At 64.0% G+C, this 22,436-nt stretch carries 18 protein-coding genes; 8 read left to right on the top strand and 10 right to left on the bottom strand.

Features of this window, described 5'->3' with window-relative positions:
• The first annotated feature begins 82 nt into the window (after positions 1-82).
• The gene (locus BGI01S_RS06930; RefSeq protein ID WP_042323587.1) at positions 83-1,249 is read left to right on the top strand and encodes a glycosyltransferase family 4 protein; all 1,167 of its coding nucleotides are present in this window, start codon (positions 83-85) and stop codon (positions 1,247-1,249) included.
• 27 nt (positions 1,250-1,276) lie between these two features.
• Here the strand turns inward: BGI01S_RS06930 and ppk2 are convergent, their stop codons facing one another.
• The 6 genes from ppk2 to BGI01S_RS30100 form a co-directional block, all read right to left on the bottom strand.
• Complete coding sequence (gene ppk2 / locus BGI01S_RS06925) at positions 1,277-2,350, bottom strand: polyphosphate kinase 2 (protein ID WP_042323585.1); 1,074 nt, start codon at positions 2,348-2,350, stop codon at positions 1,277-1,279.
• 265 nt (positions 2,351-2,615) lie between these two features.
• Positions 2,616-2,834: a YdcH family protein gene (locus BGI01S_RS06920; protein ID WP_042323584.1), complete on the bottom strand. Its 219-nt coding sequence runs from the start codon at positions 2,832-2,834 to the stop codon at positions 2,616-2,618.
• 224 nt (positions 2,835-3,058) lie between these two features.
• Positions 3,059-4,126: a GDP-mannose 4,6-dehydratase gene (gene gmd, locus BGI01S_RS06915; RefSeq protein ID WP_042323581.1), complete on the bottom strand. Its 1,068-nt coding sequence runs from the start codon at positions 4,124-4,126 to the stop codon at positions 3,059-3,061.
• 114 nt (positions 4,127-4,240) lie between these two features.
• Positions 4,241-4,951, bottom strand: a complete 711-nt coding sequence (locus BGI01S_RS06910) for an SGNH/GDSL hydrolase family protein (protein ID WP_042324480.1) — start codon at positions 4,949-4,951, stop codon at positions 4,241-4,243.
• A 113-nt stretch (positions 4,952-5,064) separates the two neighbouring features.
• Positions 5,065-6,207 carry an acyltransferase family protein gene (locus BGI01S_RS06905; protein ID WP_042323579.1) on the bottom strand — a complete coding sequence of 381 codons (1,143 nt, stop codon included), beginning with the start codon at positions 6,205-6,207 and terminating at the stop codon, positions 5,065-5,067.
• 314 nt (positions 6,208-6,521) lie between these two features.
• On the bottom strand, positions 6,522-6,722 hold the full coding sequence (locus tag BGI01S_RS30100; protein ID WP_157004127.1) for a hypothetical protein: 201 nt from the start codon (positions 6,720-6,722) through the stop codon (positions 6,522-6,524).
• Positions 6,723-6,883: 161 nt separating this feature from the next.
• On the opposite strand from BGI01S_RS30100, the gene BGI01S_RS06900 reads away from it, so the two are divergent.
• Genes BGI01S_RS06900 through BGI01S_RS06890 form a run of 3 tightly spaced genes read left to right on the top strand, consistent with a single transcriptional unit; the run spans position 6,884 to position 13,060 of the window.
• Positions 6,884-9,085: an NHL repeat-containing protein gene (locus tag BGI01S_RS06900; protein ID WP_042323577.1), complete on the top strand. Its 2,202-nt coding sequence runs from the start codon at positions 6,884-6,886 to the stop codon at positions 9,083-9,085.
• 58 nt (positions 9,086-9,143) lie between these two features.
• Positions 9,144-10,610: a flippase gene (locus BGI01S_RS06895; protein ID WP_042323575.1), complete on the top strand. Its 1,467-nt coding sequence runs from the start codon at positions 9,144-9,146 to the stop codon at positions 10,608-10,610.
• Positions 10,607-13,060 (top strand): glycosyltransferase family 4 protein, encoded by a 2,454-nt coding sequence (locus tag BGI01S_RS06890; RefSeq protein WP_042323574.1) that lies wholly within the window; start codon positions 10,607-10,609, stop codon positions 13,058-13,060. Before BGI01S_RS06895 ends, BGI01S_RS06890 begins: the two co-directional genes overlap by 4 nt.
• Before the next feature lie 184 nt (positions 13,061-13,244).
• On the opposite strand, the gene BGI01S_RS06885 is transcribed toward BGI01S_RS06890, so the two are convergent.
• Entirely contained in the window at positions 13,245-14,480 is a 1,236-nt protein-coding gene (locus tag BGI01S_RS06885) for an acyltransferase family protein (protein WP_042323571.1), read from the bottom strand.
• A gap of 245 nt (positions 14,481-14,725) precedes the next feature.
• Here BGI01S_RS06885 and BGI01S_RS30505 point away from each other — a divergent pair, with 245 nt between their 5' ends.
• Both BGI01S_RS30505 and galU read left to right on the top strand, forming a co-directional pair.
• Positions 14,726-14,869, top strand: a complete 144-nt coding sequence (locus BGI01S_RS30505; RefSeq protein WP_167335632.1) for a hypothetical protein — start codon at positions 14,726-14,728, stop codon at positions 14,867-14,869.
• A gap of 305 nt (positions 14,870-15,174) precedes the next feature.
• Positions 15,175-16,092, top strand: coding sequence for a UTP--glucose-1-phosphate uridylyltransferase GalU (gene galU, locus BGI01S_RS06880; RefSeq protein ID WP_042323569.1), 918 nt, complete (start codon positions 15,175-15,177; stop codon positions 16,090-16,092).
• Positions 16,093-16,309: 217 nt separating this feature from the next.
• Here galU and BGI01S_RS06875 read toward each other — a convergent pair whose 3' ends face one another.
• Positions 16,310-18,484, bottom strand: coding sequence for a malate synthase G (locus BGI01S_RS06875; RefSeq protein ID WP_042324478.1), 2,175 nt, complete (start codon positions 18,482-18,484; stop codon positions 16,310-16,312).
• 206 nt (positions 18,485-18,690) lie between these two features.
• Positions 18,691-19,095 carry a heme-binding protein gene (locus BGI01S_RS06870; RefSeq protein WP_042323568.1) on the bottom strand — a complete coding sequence of 135 codons (405 nt, stop codon included), beginning with the start codon at positions 19,093-19,095 and terminating at the stop codon, positions 18,691-18,693.
• A gap of 574 nt (positions 19,096-19,669) precedes the next feature.
• On the opposite strand from BGI01S_RS06870, the gene BGI01S_RS06865 reads away from it, so the two are divergent.
• Positions 19,670-20,551 (top strand): MOSC domain-containing protein, encoded by an 882-nt coding sequence (locus BGI01S_RS06865; RefSeq protein WP_042323566.1) that lies wholly within the window; start codon positions 19,670-19,672, stop codon positions 20,549-20,551.
• 139 nt (positions 20,552-20,690) lie between these two features.
• Here BGI01S_RS06865 and BGI01S_RS06860 read toward each other — a convergent pair whose 3' ends face one another.
• On the bottom strand, positions 20,691-21,071 hold the full coding sequence (locus BGI01S_RS06860; RefSeq protein WP_042323564.1) for a response regulator: 381 nt from the start codon (positions 21,069-21,071) through the stop codon (positions 20,691-20,693).
• A gap of 124 nt (positions 21,072-21,195) precedes the next feature.
• On the opposite strand from BGI01S_RS06860, the gene BGI01S_RS06855 reads away from it, so the two are divergent.
• The gene (locus BGI01S_RS06855; RefSeq protein ID WP_042323562.1) at positions 21,196-22,404 is read left to right on the top strand and encodes a GAF domain-containing sensor histidine kinase; all 1,209 of its coding nucleotides are present in this window, start codon (positions 21,196-21,198) and stop codon (positions 22,402-22,404) included.
• Positions 22,405-22,436 lie beyond the last annotated feature (32 nt).

Here is a 22,436-nt window from a genome sequence, read left to right as displayed (position 1 = left end):
GCATTCACCGTATTCCGCGCACGGGGCGCGGTCATTGCGCGCTTCATCAACACAACTCACAGAACGCACAGGGGCAACAATCATGACGACGAGCTCAATCAAATCGCTGCAGATCGGGATGCACTGGTTTCCCGAGCGCGCGGGCGGCCTCGACCGCATGTACTACTCGCTGGTCGGCGCGCTGCCGGGCGCGGGCGTCGCGGTGCGCGGCGTGGTCGCCGGCTCGCCGAAAGTGGCCGCGGATACGGGTGGCGCCATCAACGGCTTCGGGTCGGCCGCGCAATCGCTGCCGCTGCGGCTGATGGCGGCACGCCGCGCGCTCCGGCAGGAAATCGCGACGTCGCGGCCCGACGTGATTTCGTCGCACTTCGCGCTGTACACGTTTCCGGGACTCGACGTGACGCGCGGCATTCCGCAGGTCTCGCATTTTCAGGGGCCGTGGGCCGACGAGAGTCACGTCGAAGGCGCGGATTCGTTGGGCCAACGCGCGAAGCGTTATCTGGAGCAATCGGTGTATGCCCGCTCGTCGCGGCTGATCGTGCTGTCGGAGGCGTTCGGCAAGATTCTGACCTCGCGCTACCGGATCGCGCCGGATCGCGTGCGCGTGGTGCCGGGCTGCGTCGACGTCGAGCAGTTCAATCTGCCGATCACACCGGCCGAGGCTCGCCTGAGATTGCAACTGCCGCAAGACCGGCCGATCGTGCTGGCAGTGCGGCGTCTCGTGCGCCGCATGGGTCTCGAAGATCTGATCGACGCGGTGAAGTTGCTCAAGCGAAGCGCGCCGAACGTGCTGTTGCTGATCGCGGGGAAGGGGCGGCTCGAAGGCGAGTTGCAGGCGCGTATAAGCGAAGCGGGGCTGGAGGATAACGTGAAGCTGCTCGGTTTTGTGCCCGACCAGCATCTGGCGGCGCTGTATCGCGCGGCGAATATCAGCGTGGTGCCGACGGTCGCGCTCGAAGGCTTCGGTCTGATTACCGTCGAATCGCTCGCGTCGGGCACGCCGGTGCTGGTGACGCCGGTGGGCGGGCTGCCGGAGGCGGTGGCGGGCTTGTCGCCGAATCTGGTGCTGCCGGAGACGGGCGCGCAGGCGATTGCCGATGGCCTGGCCGGCGCGTTGAACGGCTCGTTGAAGTTGCCGGATGCGGACGCGTGCCGCCGGTATGCGCGTGAGAACTTCGATAACTCGGTGATCGCGAAGCGCGTGGCGTCGGTGTATAGCGAGGCGATTGCGGCGGGTGGCGTGCACTGAGTTTGTCGTGACGCCTCCACCGTCGCGCTACATCGCCCGCCCGACGATCAACGGATCGACGACCCCGACCACCGCCGCATCGCGATTCGCATACGGCAGCTTATGCAGCACGTAGCGCATCGCGTTGAGCCGCGCGCGCTTCTTGCAATCGGAGCGAATCACGGTCCACGGGGCGTCGGCCGTATCGGTTTGCGCGAACATCGCTTCCTTCGCCTGCGTGTACTCGTCCCATTTGTCGAGCGACGCGAGATCGACCGGGCTCAGCTTCCACTGCTTCAGCGGATGAACCTGACGCTCCTTGAAGCGGCGGCGCTGTTCTTCCTGGCTCACCGAGAACCAGAACTTGACGATGTGCGTGCCGCTGCGCGCGAGGTGCCGCTCGAACTCCGGGGCCTGCTGCATGAATTCGCTGTATTCGAGCGGCGAACAGAAACCCATCACCCGTTCGACGCCCGCGCGGTTGTACCACGAGCGGTCGAACAGCACGATCTCGCCGGCGGTGGGCAGATGCTGCACGTAGCGTTGAAAGTACCATTGACCGCGTTCCGACTCGCTCGGCTTTTCCAGCGCGACGACGCGCGGGTTCAGATGCTCCATGAAGCGCTTGATCGTGCCGCCTTTGCCGGCCGCGTCGCGGCCTTCGAACAGGATCACGACGCGCTGGCCGGTTTCACGCACCCACGCCTGCAACTTCAGTAGTTCGACCTGCAGCCGGTATTTCTGCTTTTCATACGCGCGGCGCGACATCAGGTTGCGATACGGATAGCCGCCTTCGCGCAACGCCGGCGACAATTCGTCGTCCGGATGACGCTCGGCGCCCGCGTGCCACGCGGCGGGATTGCCTTCGAGCAGCTGCATGCGCAATGCGCGGGCTTCGTCGGGCGAGAGGCCGTCCATCAGCGCCTTGATGGTGCCGAGCATGTCGCCGGAATCGGCTGGCGCGCGAGCCGGCGCGGCCAGCGCGCTTTCGACGCCGTTGAAGATGAACGCGCTGGCGGCGTCCACTGCGCGGCTCGTTTCGGTGCGCTCGGCGATGCCGGCCGCGTGCGCGGCGAGGCCGGCGAAAATGGCGGGCGCCGTCGCGCCGTTGGTGCTACTCATGTCGTCCGGCACTGCAACGGCGACATCGCCCTGACTCACGAGCCGCGCAGCGGGTAGCCGGTGGCCGTTTTTTTTTCCTCGAATGCCACGATGAAACTCCCTGATGAAGATTGATCCCGATGCGCGGGCGGCGGCGCAGGCCAGGACAACACATGCGCGAACCACGCACAACGCACCGCTAAAGCAAACGCACGAACGGATGCGTTGAACGACGACCTGATCCAGCCACGCGACCGACGTGACCCGAAGCATCAGGCCGCTCGAATCACGCCGCCGCCGCTTTGCGCAACACGTCGTAAAGCTGATCCTTCAGTAGCAGTTTTTCTTTTTTCAGGGTATCGATCGTCGCGCTGTCGGCGGGCGTGACGTTCGTCGCCATGTTGTGGATGCGATGATCCAGCTCGTTATGGCGTTCGAACAGGCGGGAGAAGTGGGCGTCTTCGGTCTTCAGACGGGAGATCAGGTCGCGATATTCGGGGAACATCTGTCGCTCCATCGAGTGATGAGGGCGGTGGTTTTCACACGGGAAAGCCACCGCCATCTGGAGCAATCATTCTCGCGCGACCGGGTCGCGCAGGCATTGACCTGAATCATTGCGATCAGGCATACCGGTAGTTATGCAGAGCAAACAGGCACGGAGCGGTTCATCATGCGGCCGTGGACCGGCGGCCGCGCATCCTCGCCATTGGAGTAGAGCGCTGGGAACGTTCAGAACGTCTCGTGATGCTCGTTACGACCGAGGTCCGCGTGAACCATCATGTGGCACAACTGTTCGAGCGAGGTTTGCGGCTGCCAGCCGAGCGTGTCGCGCGCCTTGTCCGCGCAACCGATCAGCAGGTCCACTTCGGCCGGGCGATAGAACTTCGGATTCACGCGCACCAGGGTCTTGCCGGTGGCGACGTCGATGCCGGTCTCGCGCTCGTCCTTGCCCGACCATTCGATCTGATAGCCCGCCGCGGCGAACGCCATGCGCACGAAATCGCGGACCGTCTCGGTGCGGCCGGTCGCGAGCACGAAAGTGTCGGGCGTATCGGCCTGCAACATGCGCCACATCCCCTCGACGTATTCGAGCGCGAAGCCCCAGTCGCGCTGCGCGCTCAGATTGCCGAGTTCCAGCACGTCCGCCTTGCCGAGCTTGATCTTCGCGACCGTGTCGGTGATCTTGCGCGTGACGAATTCGCGGCCGCGCAGCGGCGATTCGTGATTGAACAGAATCCCGCTGCTCGCGAACAGGTTGTACGACTCGCGATAGTTGATGGTCGACCAGTGCGCGAACAGCTTGGCGACACCGTACGGACTGCGCGGATAGAACGGCGTGCTCTCGCGTTGCGGGACCGCCTGCACGAGGCCAAACATCTCGGAAGTCGACGCCTGATAGAAGCGCGTCTTCGGGCTCAGAATACGCAGACCTTCGAGTAGATTCAGCGCGCCGACGCCGGTCACTTCGGCGGTGGTCACCGGCTGGTCGAACGACACGCCGACGAAGCTTTGTGCAGCGAGGTTGTACAACTCGTCGGCCTGCGCGCCTTCGAGCAGACGCAGCGTCGAGCCGAGATCGGTCAGGTCGTGTTCGACCAGACGCAGATTCGGATGATCGAGCACGCCGAGCTCACGCATGCGCCAGAAATTGACCGAACTGGTGCGCCGGTACGTGCCGGTGACGAGATAGCCCTTTTCGAGCAGCAGTTTGGTCAGATAGGCGCCGTCCTGTCCGGAGACGCCGGTGATGATCGCTTTGCGGGGTTGGCTGCGAGTTTGCGTGTGTGGTTGGCTCATGGCTTGCCTTCGATATTGGTAAAAGAAAAATGGAAGAAGCGTTCGCGCCGGGTGGAGCGCATTTCATCGGCACAGTCGAAAAGCACATTCCAGAAGCGCGCTTGAACCGGCGCTTCAGAGCGTGCCGTCCAGCAGCCGCCGCACCAAAGGTTCGACGACCTGATAATCCTGTTCGGCCTTGAGCCGGTACAAGCCCGGCTTCGGATGCGCGCCGTCGGACATCAGCGTCTTCCAGTCGGGCAGGCCGCTCACGTAGGCGAACTGATCGACGAGCGGCACCTGCTGTTCGGCGGCCACGCGACGCGTCATCGCGACCATCGCGGCGAGCCGCGCGTTGAGCCGGTTGTCGGGCATCGGATTCGAGGTCTGCAGAACCGCTTGCTTACCGAGCGCGCGGGCAGTTTTCACGAGTTCGGTTTCGGCCGCGTAGAACTGATCCGGCGTCTGGTTCTGCATCACTTCGTTGATGCCGTAATTGATCAATACGATCTGCGCGGGCGACGCCGCGAGGCGTTCGCGCCACGGCAGTCCGGCGGTCGGTCCGGCGCGGCGGTTGCCGGTGCCGTCGCGCAGTTGCGTGGCCATCGTGCCGCCCACGCCGAAGTTCGTGACGTGTACGCGCTCGCCGTGATGCATCTGTAAATCGTCCTGCAGATAGGCCACCGCGTTTTGCGGCTGCGGGCCGCAATGGCCATCGCTGCAAGTGATGCCGAGCGTGGTCGAATCGCCGTACGCATCGATCTGGATTGGCGTTTGCGCTGTTTGCGCCGCGTTCGTACGCGCGGCGCACGCTACGGGCGCCAGTGCGGGTGTGAGTGCAATCATCGCCAGCGAGCTCGCCAACGCACCCGCCCATGCGCGCACCGATGAGTCCGCGACAGGCGCACCCGGCATCGACACCGCGCGCTTCAGCGTCGCGGCAGGTTCTCCACGGCGCGTCATGCGCGGCTTTGCGGCGCTTGCGGCGCCGTCCCGGCTCGCGCGACACCGCCGCCGGACGGCGCGTGTGTCGTCGCATGCGCATGAGCCGGTCCATGTGCCGGCACCGGCACCGGCCTCTTGCCGCGCGCACCGAAGATCAACCGCTTCTCGAACGCGAACCACGTGATGCTCGCGTAAGCGAGGGTGATCGCGAGCGCACACGCAGCCGTCACGTAGCGATTCAGATGCAGCGGCCACAGCACGTACAGCACGCTCAGATGAATCAGGTAAATCGTGTAGCTGATCGTGCCGATATAGACCAGCACCGGATTGCACAACAGCCGTTTGACGATGCCCTTGCTCTGCAAGGCGATGACCACGACGGAAGTACAAAGCACCAACGAAACACTGTAGAGCCCCGCATTCGACAGCGGCGTATTCGCCGCCCGAAAGCGCGGAAAGTGCAGATGCAGCCCGGCCAGCACCGCCAGCGCGGCGATCACGCCGAATACCGCGAGCCCCTTGAACGGCTCCAGCGCGTGACGATCGCGCCGCACCGCGACTGCGAGCAGCGCGCCGGCCGCGAGCAGGTCCATGCGGAACGGCGTCAGGTAATAGATCGGCCAGAACGAATCGAACCACGGCGTGGCCACCGCGCGGAGCACCGGCACCAGCACGATCAGCGCGGCCGCCACGTAGCCGAGCAGACGTTCGGGCACGAGCAGGATCACGAACGGCCAGAAAATATAGAACTGCTCTTCGACCGCGAGCGACCACAGCACGTTGAGACTGTCGTGCCCGCTCTGATTGAGCGCGTCGCCGATATTGGTCGCGAAGAACGCGTACCAGTACCAGTGCTGCGCCCACGCGAGGCCGAACAGCAGCGACGACACCACCATCAGCAGCAGGTACGGCGGCAGGATGCGCCGCGCGCGTCGCGTGTAGAAGTAGCGGAAATACGATTGCTTGCGCTCCTTGCGATCGAGCAGGATGCCGCTGATCAGAAAGCCGCTCAAAACAAAAAACAGATCGACGCCCATCCACAGCGGCGCTTTCAATGCGTGCTGCGCGAAGACGGCGAGCACGGCAATCGCGCGCAGACCGTCGAGCTGCACGATGCGGGAGTGGGAGGGCGCGAGGGGCAATGCGCTGGCAGTCATGAACCGTCCATGGTGTGAAGCGGATGGGCCGGGCGAAGGGTCGCGTGGGAGTCCCTGGAGAAGGACAGACGCGCCCGCTTCGCGTCGCAACGGAAGTGCAATCGATTCTAGGGAAAAGAAAATCGCGAAAAAACGGGAATGAATTGGATAAATGAATCAGATTGCAACAGGGTGTTTCGTTATCCATTCCGGAGGGATTTATATGCTTGTGTCGTGTGGGCCGGTAATGCGTAATAAGTGCTGCGGGAACATCGCGGCATCGGTAAAGATGCGCTAAAGCAGGCCACGCGTCAGGCGCCGGTGCGCTTTGGCTTTTAATCGATTTTTAAATTGATTTCTTTCGCGATGCTTAAAGCGAAGAATATTTTTGAATTATTTTCGATTTTCGTCGCGGTGTTTTTTCCGCGTAATGTGGCCAATGCGGCGACCAAGGCCGTGGCCGGTACGGTAAGCCGTGCGGACTCGCCTTTCCCGCGCGGCGCACGGCCCGTTGCGATAGCGGCGGCGCCGGCCATCGCCTGCAAGCCGTCTCGCCGCACTGCCTTACAGCCGTCCTTCCTGCACGAATCGGCCGCACGTTCTGGTGCGGCTGGCGGCGGCCCGGCCCGTCACATCACTGGATTTATTTACCCGCGCGGGCTCGTGCCCGAGCGCGCCGTTGACTGGAGGACCTACCTTGCGCCGTTTCACGTTCAAAAGCTGGCTCGCCGTCTTGGCGTGCGCCGCCGGACTGGCCGCGGGAGCGGTCAGCGTCGCGGCGCATGCGGAGACCGCGTTGAACGCGAAGACCTCATGGCTCGGCAACAGCTTCGGTTTCGGCGACGGTACGTGGACGCAGATCAACATCACCGCGATCGCGGTCGCGCCCGACGGCAAGGTGTACACCAACGCGCCGTGGGACGAGAGCGGTGCCGAAGCGAGTGTCTATCAGAACGGCAAGATGCTCGGCTTCGCGGGCGGCACGCACGGCTGGGGCAATGGCGGCGGCAACGCGGTCGCGGTGAATCGCAAGTACGCGTTCGTGGCGATCGCGCTCGGCAATGAAAAGGGACGGCTCGTCGAACCGGGCGTGTGGCCGGAGAAGGGCAAGCAATGGTTCGGCATTTCGCGCCGGCAACTCGCCGATCCGAAGCGCGCCGCGCCGTTCCAGCCCGCCGCGAAAGCCGCCGATCCGCACGCGCAACTCGCCGCGGGCTTCCTGATGATGAACGAAGTGCCGACCGGCACGAGCGCCGAAATCGGCGGCCTCGCGGCGAACGACACGACGCTGTACGCGGCGAATACTGCACGCAATCGCATCGAGGTGTACGACGCCGAATCGATGCAGAAAAAAGCCGCGTGGGACGTGCACGAACCCGGCCGTATCGCGCTCGCACCCGACGGCACGCTGTGGGTGCTGAGCGGCACGCGCAGCGACGCTGCGGCGGGTGTCGAGCATTACACGGCCACCGGCCAACGCATCGACGAAAACTTCACGCTGCCCGCCGGTACGCTGGCCGTGGATCTCGCCGTCGACGCGCAAGGCCGCATCCTGATCGCCGACAACGGTCCGCGCCAGCAAGTGTTGTTCTTCACGAAGAGCAACGGTCGCTATGCGGAGTCGGGCGCGCTCGGCGAGAAAGGCGGCATTTTCAGCGGTGTGGCCGGCAAGCCGGGACCGCAGCGTTTCAACGGATTGACCGGTGTCGGCGTGGATGTGCGCGGCAACGTCTATGTGTCGACCAACGGCATCGGGCCGCGTTACGAGCCGATCGGCGCGGGCCTCGGCGCGACGCTCGAAAGCTATGCGCCCGACGGCAAACAGAACTGGCAGGTGCAGGGACTGCTATTCGTCGATGGTGCGTGGATCGATCCGTCGCGACCAGACAGCGTTTATACCGGCAACAAGCGCTTCGAACTCGATCTGTCGAAGCCTGCGGGGCAGGACTGGAAATATGTAGGGTTCCTGTCGAATCGCTTCAAGTATCCGGACGATCCGGTGTTTCACACCGATCAATACCCGGGCCTGCCGATCGCCCGCAAGCTGAAGGGCCGCACGTTCCTGTTTCTGACCGACATGTATGCGGACCATCTGAAGATCTATCGCTTCGATCCGCAGCATGACGGCGAGACGGCGATTCCGTCCGGGTTCATCGCGGGCCGCGAGCGCGCGGTCGCGAAGGTGCCGAATGCGCCGCCGGGCGGCGACTGGATCTGGCGCGACACGAACGGCGACGGGCGCTTGAACAGCGACGAATTCACGCTCAACACGAGCGGCACGAAGCTCGCGGGTGGCTGGGGCTGGTGGGTCGACACCAACGGCGACATCTGGCGCACGCGCGACACCAAGGGCATCTACCGCTTCCGTTTCGGCGGACTGGATGCAAAGGGCAATCCGATCTACTCGTATTCGAACCTCACGCAGTACCCGGTGCCGCAACCGTTCACCGAGCTGCATCGCGCGATCTACGACCCCGCCACCGACACGATGTACGTGACCGGCTATACGGCCGACACGCCGGTCGATCGCGGCTTCTGGAAAGAAGTGGGACGCGTGCTGGTGCGTTACGACAAGTGGTCGAGCGGCAATCCGGTGCAGCGCTACGCGATCACGTTGCCGTGGCAGACGCAGAGCAAACCCATCGCGACGATCATCGGCCTGACCGTCGAGGGGCAATACATCTTCGGCGTCGAACCGGTCGGCGCGGTGCATGTGTGGGACAAGGATAGCGGCCGCGAACTCGGCGTGATCCGGCCGGGCGCGGAAGTGGGTCGTGCGTCAGGCTGGGTCGACGTACCCAACGGCATCAGCGTGGCAAAGCGCGCGAATGGCGAGTACCTGGTGTTCGTCGAGGAAGACGCGCGCGGCAAGGTGCTGATGTATCGCTGGAAACCATGACGGCTTCCTTCACCGCTCACGCAAAACAAGCGCAATCGCAGTCAACCCAAGGCATTCGATGGATAAAGGCATTCTCAGGAACATAGCGATCAATTTCGTCGGGCTGGTGCTGCCGACTTTCGTCTCGCTCGTGACCGTGCCGTCGTATATCAAGCTGCTCGGCGTCGAGCGCTACGGCGTGATCAGTCTCGTGTGGACGTTGATCGGCTACTTCGGGATTCTCGATCTCGGCATGAGCATGGCCGCGCAGAATCACATCTCGAAGGCGCGCGCATCCGGCGACAAGGAGGAAAACGCGCGCGTGTTCTGGAGCGCGACGTGGCTCAATCTCGCGACCGGCGTGATCGGCGGTTTGATCATCTACTTCGGCGCGTTTCTCTACACCGCGTATTTCACGAAGGTGTCGCCCGAGTTGCAGCACGAGGTGTACATGGCGTTGCCGTGGCTCGCGGTGGCGATTCCGATTGCCAACGTGTCGTGGGTGTTCGCCGGCGCGATCAACGGCGCCGAACGCTTTGGTGTCTACAACACCAATCAGACGATCGGCACGTTTCTGTTCCAGCTGCTGCCGCTCGGCGCGGCCTTGTGGCTCGGCGCGACGCTGCAGAACGTGCTCGCCGCGGCGGTGTTCGCGCGGATTCTCGCCGCGCTGCTGCTCGGCCGCTCCGCGCTGAAGGTGCTGGAAATCCGCCGCATTCTGCCGCCGCAATTCGGCGTCGCGAAGGGGCTGTTCAATTTCGGCGGCTGGATGCTGATCGCCAGCGTCACGACGATGATCGCCGACTCGCTCGACCGCGTGATGCTCGGGTCGAGTCTCGGCGCGCGTTTCGTCACGTACTACACGGTGCCGCAAAACCTCGTCACGCGCCTGAACATCGTGCCGACGGCGCTGGTGCGTACGCTGTTTCCGCGTCTGTCCGCAGTCGGCCGCGCGGATGCCGACACCATCACGCAGCAGTCGCTCGAATTCCTGAACGGCGTGTTCACGCCGGTCGCGCTGGTCGCGATGCTGGTGCTCGAACCGTTCCTGCATCTGTGGGTCGGCAATGAAATCGCCACCGTCGCCGCGCCGGTGGGCCGCATCATGATCGTCGCCGTGTGGCTCGTCGGACAGGCGAACGTCACGCGCATCCTGATCCAGTCGCAGGTCAATCCGGCCACCGCCGCGCGCGTCGGCCTGTTCGAATTGCCCCTGTTTGCAGGGGCTTTGTGGGTCGGCATCACGCACTTCGGCTTGACGGGCGCAGCAGTGGCCGTCGCCGGACGCGCACTGTTCGACTACGCGGTGCTGCTGCATTTCTCGGCGATCCGCGCGCGCCAGATCGCGCTCGACATGCTCGCCCACCTCGCTTTCCTGCTCGCCAGCCTGTGGCTGGCGAGCTTCCTGCCGGGTCTTGCGTTGGCGATTTCCGCCGGCGTACTGATGGTCGGCGCGAACATCGCCTGGTCGATCACGATGACCCCCGCCTTGCGCAATCTTGCGCGTTCACTGCTGTTGCGACTGAATCCGAGGAAAAGCGCATGAACCAGGAAATCCTTGAAGAAGCCGTGCTGCGACCCGCGACGCGCAGCGCGCTTACCGAACTCACCAACGTGCCCGGCGTGCCCGGACTCGCAACGCCGCGCCGCGCTGCGCTGCGCGCCGATAAAACGGTGCGTATCGCGATCGTGCATGACTGGCTTGTCACCTATGCGGGCGCGGAGAAAGTGCTTGAGCAGATCGTCGCGTGCTTTCCGGACGCGGACCTGTTCAGTCTCGTCGACTTTCTCGACGACCGCAGCTTCCTGCGCGGCAAGCCGGTGACGACGTCGTTCATCCAGAAGCTGCCGCTCGCGCGCAGCAAGTACCGTTCGTATCTGCCGCTGATGCCGCTCGCGATCGAACAGCTCGACGTGTCCGCGTACGACGTGGTGATCTCCAGCAGCCACGCGGTCGCGAAGGGCATTCTGACCGGCCCCGACCAGGTGCATATCAGCTACGTGCATTCGCCGATACGCTATGCGTGGGATCTGCAGCACCAGTATCTGCAACAGTCGAAGCTGACCAACGGACCGAAGTCGGCGCTGGCGCGGCTGATTCTGCATTACATCCGCAACTGGGATATCCGTACGTCGAACTCGGTGGACGGCTTCGTCGCGAACTCCGAGTTCATCGCGCGGCGCATCAGGAAGGTCTATCAGCGCGACGCGCAGGTGATCTTTCCGCCGGTCGACGTCGAGGCGTTTTCGTTGTGCACCGAGAAGGAAGATTTCTATCTGACCGCGTCGCGGATGGTGCCGTACAAGAAGATCGACCTGATCGTCGAAGCGTTTGCGCGCATGCGGGAGCGCAAGCTGGTCGTGATCGGCGACGGCCCCGACATGGAGAAGATCCGCGCAAAGGCGGGGCCGAACGTCGAGATCATGGGCTACCAGCCGTTCAAGGTGCTGCAGGACCGGATGAGCCGCGCGAAGGCTTTCGTGTTCGCCGCCGAAGAGGACTTCGGCATCTCGGTGGTCGAGGCGCAGGCATGCGGCACGCCAGTGATCGCGTACGGCAAGGGCGGGGCGCTCGAAACCGTGCGCGATCTGTCCGAGTCGCGGCCCACCGGGATGTTCTTCGATGAACAGGATACCGAATCGATCATCGCGGCAGTCGAACGTTTTGACGCTCACATCAAGCGTTTTTCGCCGATGGATTGCCGCGCCAACGCCGAGCAGTTCTCCGCCGCGCATTTCCGCGAACGCTTCTTCGCCCACGTGCGGGCGGCGGTGCCGGCCTTGCGCGGCGCGCAATTGCCGCGCTACGTGCCGTATAAAGCGGACGCGGCGGCCAGTGCGCCGCGCATCCTCGCGGTCGATCAAAGCGGCGTGCTCGGTGGCGCCGAACTGTCGCTGCTGGAAATCGTCAAGGCGCTGCGCTCGCGCATCGAGGTCGTGCTGTTCGACGACGGTCCGTTCCGCACCGCGCTCGATCAGGCCGGCGTCACCGTCGACGTGCTGGACGCCGGCGCGCTGCGTCATGTGAAGAAGCAGGGTGGCTCGCTGCCGAAGGGCGCGGCGCTGAAGGGCTTGCTGTCGCTCGTGCGCGCCACCGCGAAACGAGCCCGCAAGGCCGACGTGATCTACGCGAACACGCAGCGCGCCATGGTGATCGGCGCGCTTGCCGGCAAGCTCGCGAGACGTCCGGTGGTCTGGCATCTGCGCGACATCGTGAGCCCCGAACATTTCGGCGGCAAACAACTGGCGATCATCAAATGGTGCGCGCGTTTCGGACTCACGCACGTGATCGCCAATTCGGCGGCGTCGGCGCGTGCGTTCGCGGAACTCACACAGTTCGACGGCAAGCGCATCGACGTGGTGTTCAACGGCATTTCCGCCGAGCCGTTCGACGCATTGCGCGCGGTGCCGCAGGCGACGCTGCGCGAGCGCCTGAATCTGCCGCGCGACGCGTTTCTCGTCGGCTCGTTCAGCCGCCTCGCGCGCTGGAAAGGCCAGCACGTGCTGCTCGAAGCGATGGTGCTCAATCCGCAGATGCATACGGTGCTGGTCGGCGCGCCGCTGTTCGGCGAAGAGCAGTACGAGAGCGAACTGCATGCGTTCGTCGTCGCGCACGATCTCGGCGACCGTGTGCATTTCCTGGGCTTCCAGCACGACATTCCGGCCTGCATGTGCGCGGTCGACGCGGTGGTCCACACGTCGATCACGCCGGAGCCTTTCGGCCGCGTGATCGTCGAAGGGATGCTGGCGCAGCGGCCGGTGGTGGCGGCTCGCGCGGGCGGAGTGCTGGAGATCATCGACGACCATGAGAACGGCGTGCTGTGCACACCCGGCGATGCGCACGGTCTCGCCGACACGCTCGCGGAACTGCGCTCGAACGACGACCTGCGCAACCGGCTGGTCAGAAACGGCTATCAGACCGCGCTGAGCCGCTTCGGCACCACGACCTATGTGGATGGCGTGGCGCGGATTCTGAAGCGCGTGGTAGGGCGTTAAACGAGCCGGGACAGCCTGGGCGGGCAGGTTTGCCCGGCTTGTTCGAGGAGGGATGGCGTATGGCAGTTCGACGCGCTGCGGCGCGCACGGGTTTGACGCGGGGGTAGGCGGGGACTCGGCCGGTCCCGGTCGTTGGCGTGGCGGAGCGAAAGTCAGTGGCTTTCGCTCCGTTTTTTTCGCTGGTTTATTGCTGCGCCTTCGCCGCTTTCGGTTTGAAGCTCGCCGACCACTTCATCGCGGGCAGTTCGACCAGGCGGTAGAACACGTAAGCGGCCGGCACGGCCACCAGCATGTAACCGAACGACGGCCAGATCGACATCTGCAACGCCGAGCGGAACAGCAGCGACGACATCAGCACGAAGATCGGCAGATGGATCAGATACAGCGAAAAGCTGAAGTCGCCGAAACGGGACAGCAGGCGCGTGCCGAACGTCGCGCGTTGCGGCCCGTTGCGGCGGTCCAGCGCCTTGTACAGATAGAACGCGAAGCCGAGCGCCCACAACTGGAACGCAGCGTACTGACCGAAATGGAACGCCACGCAGCCGAGCGCGATGAAGCCCGCAGCCAGCACATATAGCCATATCGACGAGCGGGTCTGCGACGTGCTGCGAACCTTCGCGTCCGCGATCCACGCGCCGAGCGTCCACGAGAACCAGTACGACGTGAAGAACTGGATGTCATGGCGTTCGAGCGCATACGCGGACGCCACGTTGACCACCGCGACCAGCGCCAGCACCGACGTCATGCCGATGCGTCGGCGCAGCGCGAACAGCAGCGGATAGATCGCATAGAACTGCACTTCGAGCGACAGCGTCCACAGCGCGCCGTTCGATCCATAGGTCTTGCCGGCCACGCCTTGCAGCGAGAACAGATTGACGAGGAACGCCTGCAGGCCGATCTCGCGGATCTTGTGGCTCACAGGCGGCAATTGCAGGCTGAACCAGTCGAGCGCGAAGGTGAGGACCAAAGCTGCAAGCAACACCGGATAGATGCGCGCAAAACGGCGCACCCAGAAATTGGCGGCGTCGAGCCGGTAAGCCGGATTGCTGGCGAGGCGCAGTGCGCCGCCGCGATGAATGCAGTAGCCGCTGATCACGAAGAAAATCGGCACGCCGGCCGAGCCCCACGCGATCGGGAACGTCAGATAGGCGGCAATCGCGCTCAGGCTAAACGCATGGGTAACGCTCTGGTGAAACGCCTGCATGCCCACCCACGCGATTTGGCGGCAATGGAAGTACGCAACCAGCAACGCAGCGAAGCCGCGCATCGCATCGATCACGTGCTCCTTGCCGGCGCTGTCGGCGCGCGCGTCGCTCGGCGCAGGCGATGCGGCGGCGCCGGCCGGTCGCGAGGGACGCGAAGGGCGTGAAGGGGATAGAGGCAGGGATGAGCCGGCGGCATCCAGTGCTGAGTCGCTCATGCGCGGTCCTTAATCTGAATCTGAACGGGAAAAAGCGGAGTGCCGGGCGCCGTACGCGCCCGCGATGGATCACATGCTAGAGCACCGCGGCCGCAAAAAATCGATAAAAAATTGCCCGTGTTATTGAATTGAATGGCGATTTTGTGACGAATTGTAATTGAGCATGAGCAGATGCGGCGGCGAATTATTTACCGCTTTTTTCGTGCTAATTTGAAGCACGGATTTTCCTGACCAGAGGTGAAGTCATGAACCTGCATTTACTCGCCGGCGTTGCCGTGCTGCTGATCCTCGTTGCCGCCTCCGCTTACCGCGAGGCCTTGCGTAACGAGCCGATCCGTCGTTACCGGATGAATCCGGGCAAACTGCCGCCCGTCGACGACAACGAATGACTCCGGCACGCATGGAGGAGAGCCGCCCGCGCCGCGCCGGCTGACGGGTCTCCTGCATGAGCGGACCGGCGCCCGTGAATATGTAAATTTTTCGGAATTCAGGGAAATAATTCGTCCGATATCCGTAATAGTTTCCTGCCAATGCCATTGGTTTGGAATATTGAAAGAAGATCGATTTATTTATCCCGCTGGAGAAAAATTCGTTGGTGAAAATGGCCGGTTTTTTTGCTAGCCTTTACGACGACATCGATTGGCCATCAGGTCCGCGAACACACTAACTTCTAACCGATGTGGGAATGCCTACCATGCTGAAAGTCACCAAAGCCGTGTTTCCCGTAGCGGGCCTCGGGACACGATTCCTGCCGGCTACCAAAGCAAGTCCTAAGGAAATGCTGCCGATCGTCGACAAGCCGCTGATCCAGTACGCGGTCGAGGAAGCGATTGCCGCCGGCATCACCGAAATGATCTTCGTGACGGGCCGCAGCAAGCGCGCGATCGAAGATCACTTCGACAAGTCCTACGAGATCGAAGCCGAGCTCGAGGCGCGCAACAAGCAGAAGCTGCTCGATCTCGTGCGCAGCATCAAGCCGGCCAACGTCGACTGTTTCTATGTGCGTCAGGCCGAAGCGCTAGGCCTGGGCCATGCGGTGCTGTGCGCGGAGAAACTGGTGGGCGACAGCCCGTTCGCCGTGATCCTCGCCGACGACCTGCTGCACAGCTCGAAGCCGGTGATGAGCCAGCTCGTCGACACGTTCAACCACTATCACAGCTCGGTCATCGGCGTCGAAACGATTGCGCGCGAGGACAGCCGTTCGTATGGCGTCGTCGACGGCCGCGAGTGGGAAGACAATGTGATCAAACTGTCGGGCATTGTCGAGAAGCCGGCGCCGGACAACGCGCCGTCGAATCTCGGCGTGGTGGGCCGCTACGTGCTGATGCCGACCATCTTCAAGCATATCCGCTCGGTTAAGCCGGGCGCGGGCGGCGAACTGCAACTGACCGACGCGGTGCAATCGCTGCTGACCGAGGAACAGGTGCTCGCGTATCGCTACTTCGGCACGCGTTTCGATTGCGGCAGCAAGCTCGGCTATCTGAAAGCGACAGTCGAATTCGCGCTGCGTCATCCGGAAGTGAAGGCGGATTTCGAAGCGTACCTGCAGGCGTATATGCAGAACAATCAGTCGGTGGGCGAGCCGGCGCAGTTTGCGGTGGAAGCGGCTTGAGCGGACTGAAGCGTTGGATCGGGTAGGTGAGCATGCAGGTTGATCCGCTGCTGAAGCGCGTGGCCGATGCGCCACCGCGCTGAACGGAATCAGGCGCGCATCACCGCACGAAACACTCCACGCAAAGAAAACGGGCGCCGCATCATGCGGCGCCCGTTGTCATTTCAGCCGGTCCGCGCGTCAGTCATCACACGCGAACAGGCCTGCCCAACCAGTCTCAACCTTGCTGCTTCACTTCCAGCCGGAACTTGTGCAGCAACGGTTCCGTATAGCCGCTCGGCTGCTGGCGCCCTTCGAACACCAACGCCTGCGCGGCCTTGAACGCGATCGTGTCGAAGCCCGGCGCCATCGGTTTGTAATGCGGGTCGCCGGCGTTCTGCTCGTCGACCACCTTCGCCATCCGCTTGAACGTCTCCTCGACCAGCTCGCGTTTCACCACGCCGTGATGCAGCCAGTTGGCGATGTGCTGGCTGGAAATGCGCAGCGTCGCGCGGTCTTCCATCAGCCCGACGTTATGAATGTCCGGCACCTTCGAGCAACCCACGCCCTGATCGATCCAGCGCACCACGTAGCCGAGAATGCCTTGCGCGTTGTTGTCGATCTCGCTGCGGATCTCGTCATCGCTCCACTTCGCCGATTCGACCACCGGGATCGTCAGCAGGCCGTCGAGCAGTTCGTCGCGGACCTTCGCGTAGTCGGTGCGCTCCAGCTCCTGCTGAACCGCCTGCACGTCGATCTGGTGATAGTGCAGCGCGTGCAGTGCCGCGGCGGTCGGCGACGGCACCCACGCGGTGTTCGCGCCGGCCTTCGGATGCGCGATCTTCTGTTCGAGCATCGCGTGCATCAGGTCGGGCATCGCCCACATGCCCTTGCCGATCTGCGAGCGGCCGCGCAGGCCCGCGCTCAAACCGACCAGCACATTGCTGCGCTCATACGCGGCAATCCATGCGCTCGACTTCATGTCGCCCTTGCGCATCATCGGGCCCGCTTCCATCGCCGTGTGCATCTCGTCGCCGGTACGATCGAGGAAACCCGTGTTGATGAACGCGACCCGCTCCGACGCTTCGGCGATACAGGCGAGCAGGTTCACGCTGGTGCGGCGCTCCTCGTCCATGATGCCCATCTTGATCGTGTTGCGCGGCAGTTGCAGGAGGTCTTCGACGCGTGCGAACAGTTCGCTCGCGAACGCGACTTCGGTCGGGCCGTGCATCTTCGGCTTGACGATATAGATCGAGCCGGTGCGCGAGTTCAGCTTGTGCTTGCGGTCGTGCAGCGCGCACAACGTGGTGATGACCGCGTCGAGAATGCCTTCCGGAATTTCGTGGCCGTCTTTCGTCAGCACCGCCGGATTGGTCATCAGGTGACCGACGTTGCGGATGAACAGCAGCGAACGGCCATGCAGCACGACCGGCGCGGTGCCGTTCGCGGCGGTGTACACGCGATCGGCGTTCAGCCGGCGCGTGAAGGTCTTGCCGTTCTTCGTGACCTCTTCGGTCAGGTCGCCGGTCATCAGGCCGAGCCAGTTGCGATACAACTGCACCTTGTCGTCCGCATCGACGGCCGCGACCGAGTCTTCGCAATCGATGATCGTGCTCACCGCCGCTTCGACCACCACGTCCTTCACATGCGCGGCATCCGTCTTGCCGATCGAATCGTTCGCGTCGATCTGTATTTCGAAGTGCAGGCCGTTGTGCTTGAGCAGCACTGCCGACGGCGCGCTCTCATCGCCTTGATAGCCGATGAACTGCGCGGGCTTCGCCAGTTCGCTCCTGCCGTTCTTCAAGATGACGACCAGCTTGCCGCCTTCGACGCTATAGCGCGTTGCGTCGGCGTGCGAGCCGTTCGCGAGCGGGGCGGCCTGATCGAGAAACTTGCGCGCATACGCGATCACCGCGGCGCCGCGCACCGGATTGAAGGCCTGCTGCTTTTCCGCGCCGTTCGTCTCGGGAATCGCGTCGGTGCCGTACAGCGCGTCGTACAGACTGCCCCAGCGCGCGTTCGCCGCGTTCAATGCATAGCGCTGATTCGACAGCGGCACGACGAGTTGCGGGCCGGCTTGCTCGGCGATTTCGGTGTCCACCTGGTCGGTCGTGGCTTTGACGCTGGCGGGCGTCGGCACGATGTAGCCGATGCCTTCGAGAAACGCACGGTACGCGCGCAGATCGCGCACCGGACCCGGATTCGCGCGATGCCAGTTGTCGAGTTCGATTTGCAGGCGGTCGCGCTCGGCGAGCAGCGCCCGGTTTTTGGGCGCCAGCTCGTGCACGAGGGCGTCGAAGCCCGACCAGAATGCGGCGCTGTCGATTCCGGTGCCGGGCAGGGCTTCGGTTTCAACGAACTGGTCGAGGTTGGCGGCGACCTGCAGTCCGCCGCGCGGGTTCATCTGAGTCATCGACTGCTCCATCTGTCTGATGGGACCGACGAGGGGGCATCGGTCCGCGTTATTGCCAGGGTATTACCAGGTTATTGCCAGAGTGATGCCACGGGTTACTTCAATTCAATCGATACGCGCGCGCCATTGTGAACGGCGTCGCGGTCATGCTGCGAGCCGGGTCGCGTTTCAAGCCGCGTTTTCAAGCTGCGATTCAGGCCCGCAACTTAAGCCGCGATCGCCGCGATACCGGCCTTGGCGATCTGCGCGTCCTGATCCGACTTGACGCCCGACACGCCGACCGCGCCGACCACCTGACCGTCGACGATCACCGGCACGCCGCCTTCCAGCGTGCCCTGCAGCGGCGCGCTCAGGAACGCGGTGCGGCCGTTGTTGATCATGTCTTCGTAGACCTTGGTCTCGCGACGGCCGATCGCCGCCGTGCGCGCTTTTTCCGTCGCGATGTACGAGCTGGCCGGCGCACCGCCGTCCAGGCGCAGCATGGCGAGCGGATGGCCGCCGTCGTCGACCACCACGATCGCGACGGCCCACTTGTTCTTCTCGGCTTCCGCGCGCGCGGCTTCGAGGATGCGGGTCGTTTCGGCAACGGTCAACACGGGTTTGCTCAGCATAATGAATTTCCTGTCTCGGTGATGGTAAGGATGCTTCTACAAGTTCTATCCAGTGATGCCGGCATGCTTGCATGCCGATCCGCAATGCGTATGACGGCGACGCACGACGGTGACCCAAGCCGTGCCGTGCAGCGCTTTGCTGCGCATGCAGCGGTGTGGGCGCGGCAGTGACACGCGCCGCGCCGTTGCGTTTGCAATGGCGAATACCCATGCGGCCTCACTCTCGCTCTTGAATCCGCGTGCAAGCGGTCGAGCGGCGCCCGACTCGCCACGCGTCTCTCTGCGGATTCGGATGCCGATGCGGGTCGATCAAACGCGCGTCGGCCCCGTTGGTGTTCGGTGACAGCGCGGGTTGCACGCAGCCGTCGGCACCCGCATTGTGCGCGAATGCCATCGCGTCGGCCGGGCTTCCGGTCCGTCGCCACGCCTGAGGATTCTACGTCCAAGCGCGGCCGGACGAAACGGCGGAGCTGAATCGCCCCGGCAACAGCCACAACTGGAGGCTTCCGGTAGTGGGCCTTACAATCGAGCCTTGCACACAAGAAACTCGCGCGCGCCACGCGCCCTACACACCATGCCTACAATCAGCGAACTGTTCGTTTATCCGGTCAAATCCTGTGCGGGCATCGCGCTGCGTGAAGCGCGCCTGCTCGCGACCGGCCTCGAATACGACCGATGCTGGATGGTCACCGATCCGCACGGCGCGATGCTCACGCAGCGCGCGTATCCCCGCATGGCACTGATCAAGGTCGAACTCGGCACAGAGGACCTGGTGTTGCGCGCGCCCGGCATGAGCGAGTTGCGCACGCCGCTGGATGCCGCGCGACTCGACGCGGCGCGCCGGGTGCAGACCAGTGTCTGGCGCGACGCGGCCTACGGAATCGACACGGGCGACGCGAGCGCCGCCTGGTTCTCCGACTTTCTCGGCATACCGGCACGGCTTCTGCGCTTTAACCCCGACGAGGAGCGCATCGTCGATCCGGACTACACGGGCAGCGTCGGCGGCGCCACCACGCTGTTCGCCGACGGCTTTCCGCTGCTGGTGGTTGGCCAGGCATCGCTCGATGACCTGAACGCGCGCCTCACCGCGAAGGGCGCGCCGGCGATTCCGATCGACCGGTTCCGTCCGAATGTGGTGCTGACCGGCCTCGACGCATACGAGGAGGACTATGTGGAAACGCTGAGCATTGCGGGCGAGTCCACCGCGCAGCAGTCCATGGAGCTGCAACTGATCAAACTGTGCGCGCGCTGCCCGATGCCGACCATCGACCAGGCGAAGGGCGCGCCCGATCCGGACTGGCCGAACGAACCGAGCGACACGATGAGCGTCTACCGGGCTCAGCCGCAGCGCGACGGTGCGATCACCTTCGGCAACAATGCGCTGGTCGTGAATGGGGCGGGCGGATGGTTGCGGGTGGGGCAGGAGGTTGAAGCGGAGCTGGCGTTCGGCGATTGACCCGTTTTTCACACGCGGGCGTGCGGACCAGTGGCCGCGGACGATCGCGAAGCAACCCCACGAAGCAGCGCGGCGAAGTCATCCGGACGTAGCCGCGAAACAGGCGAGCCACGCGCTCGACACTGAACGCGCTCCCCGTCTAATGCCTGATGCGCCCGGTCAATGCCGCGAGTATTGCCGGCATCGGCGCCGGCTTGACGAAGTGATGATTGAAGCCGGAGCATAGCGACTCGTGCCGCGCCTCGGCCTGTTCGAGACCGCTGACGGCGACCAGCGTCGGCGCCGGCGTGTCGGCCACGTAGCGGATGCGCCGCGCCACCGCGCGGCCGTCGAGGCGCGGCATCTCGACGTCGAGCAGCGCGGCTTCGGGATGCCACGCGCAGTATTCGGCGAGCGCGTCGAGCCCGTTGCGCGCGGTGCGAATGTCGAAGCCGTGCGCGCTGAAATAGAGCGCGTAGGCAGCGAGCAGGTCCGCGTCGTCGTCGGCGATCAGTAAGCGGGCGCTGTGGCGCAGGGACATCCGGCCTCTCCGTGGTTGATTTGCAGTTGGTGAATCAACAAGCAATTTGAAGTCCCGATAGAATCGGGCCTCCACGTTTCCGTTTTCAGGCCATCTCGGCAGGGGGCTCCGGCAGCGCCGGCCTATGACTAATCTACCGTTCGAAACCGGCCTCGATGCCGACCTCGCGCGCGATATCGAAGCGGTCCAGCGCATCGACGCCGTGCCGTCCATCCTGCGCCTGATTTGCCGCAACACCGGCATGGGCTTCGCCGCCGTGGCGCGGGTCACGGACCAGACGTGGACCGCCTGCGCGGTTCAGGACAACGTGAATTTCGGCCTCGCGGCCGGCGGTCAACTCGACCTGCACACCACGCTGTGCTTCGAGTCGCGCACTGCGCGCGCGTCGATCGTGATCGACAATTTCGGCAGCGACCCTGTCTATCACGGCCATCACACAGCGCGAATCTACAAACTCGGCAGCTATATTTCCGTGCCGATCATTCTTCCCGACGGCAGCTATTTCGGTAATCTCTGCGCGATCGATCCGGCCCCGGCCGAGCTGTCGAGCGCGCGCACGCTGGGTATGTTCGAGATGTTCGCCGAGTTGATCGCGATCCAGCTTGCGTCGCAGGGACGGCAGCAGGAGGCCGAGGTGGCGCTCACGCGCGAACGTGAAACAGCGGCGCTACGCGAGCAGTTCATCGCCGTGCTCGGACACGATCTGCGCAATCCGCTGTCTGCGATCAGCGCTACCGCCGAACTGCTCGCGCTGCGCAAGCAGGAGCCCGACCTCGTGAAGATCGGTCAGCGCCTGAAAACCAGCGCGTTGCGCATGGCACGCCTGATCGACGACGTGATGGATTTCGCGCGCGGCCGGCTCGGCTCGGGCATCGGCGTATCGATCGACGTGGTCGACGACCTGGCCGCCGCGTTGCGCGCGGTGGTCACCGAAGTGCGCATCGCCAATCCCGAACATGTCCTCGCCGACGACATCGCGCTCGACACGCCGGTGCGATGCGATCGCGCGCGCGTGCAGCAATTGCTGTCGAACCTGCTCGGCAATGCGGTCACGCATGGCGAAACGGGGTTCCCGGTGCGAGTGCGGGTGCGCCTGGAGCAAGGCGAACTCGTGCTGAGCGTGATGAACGGCGGCAACGCGATCGCGCCGGACGCATTGGGCGAGGTCTTCGAGCCCTACTGGCGGCCGACCACCAGCAAGCCCGGCGGCGGACTGGGACTCGGCCTCTATATCTGCCGGCAGATCGTGCTTGCGCATGGCGGCACGCTGGACGTCAGTTCATCGTCGCAAGAGGGCACGTGTTTTGTCGCGAGATTGCCTGCGGGTGTGTGACGGCGTGAAGGTCTGAAGGCGTGAGGTTGGGA

The organism is Paraburkholderia ginsengisoli NBRC 100965 (genome assembly GCF_000739735.1).
GTDB lineage: Bacteria > Pseudomonadota > Gammaproteobacteria > Burkholderiales > Burkholderiaceae > Paraburkholderia > Paraburkholderia ginsengisoli.
The sequence above is the reverse complement of the archived record's forward strand: the minus strand, read 5'-3'. Positions and strand labels throughout refer to the sequence as shown.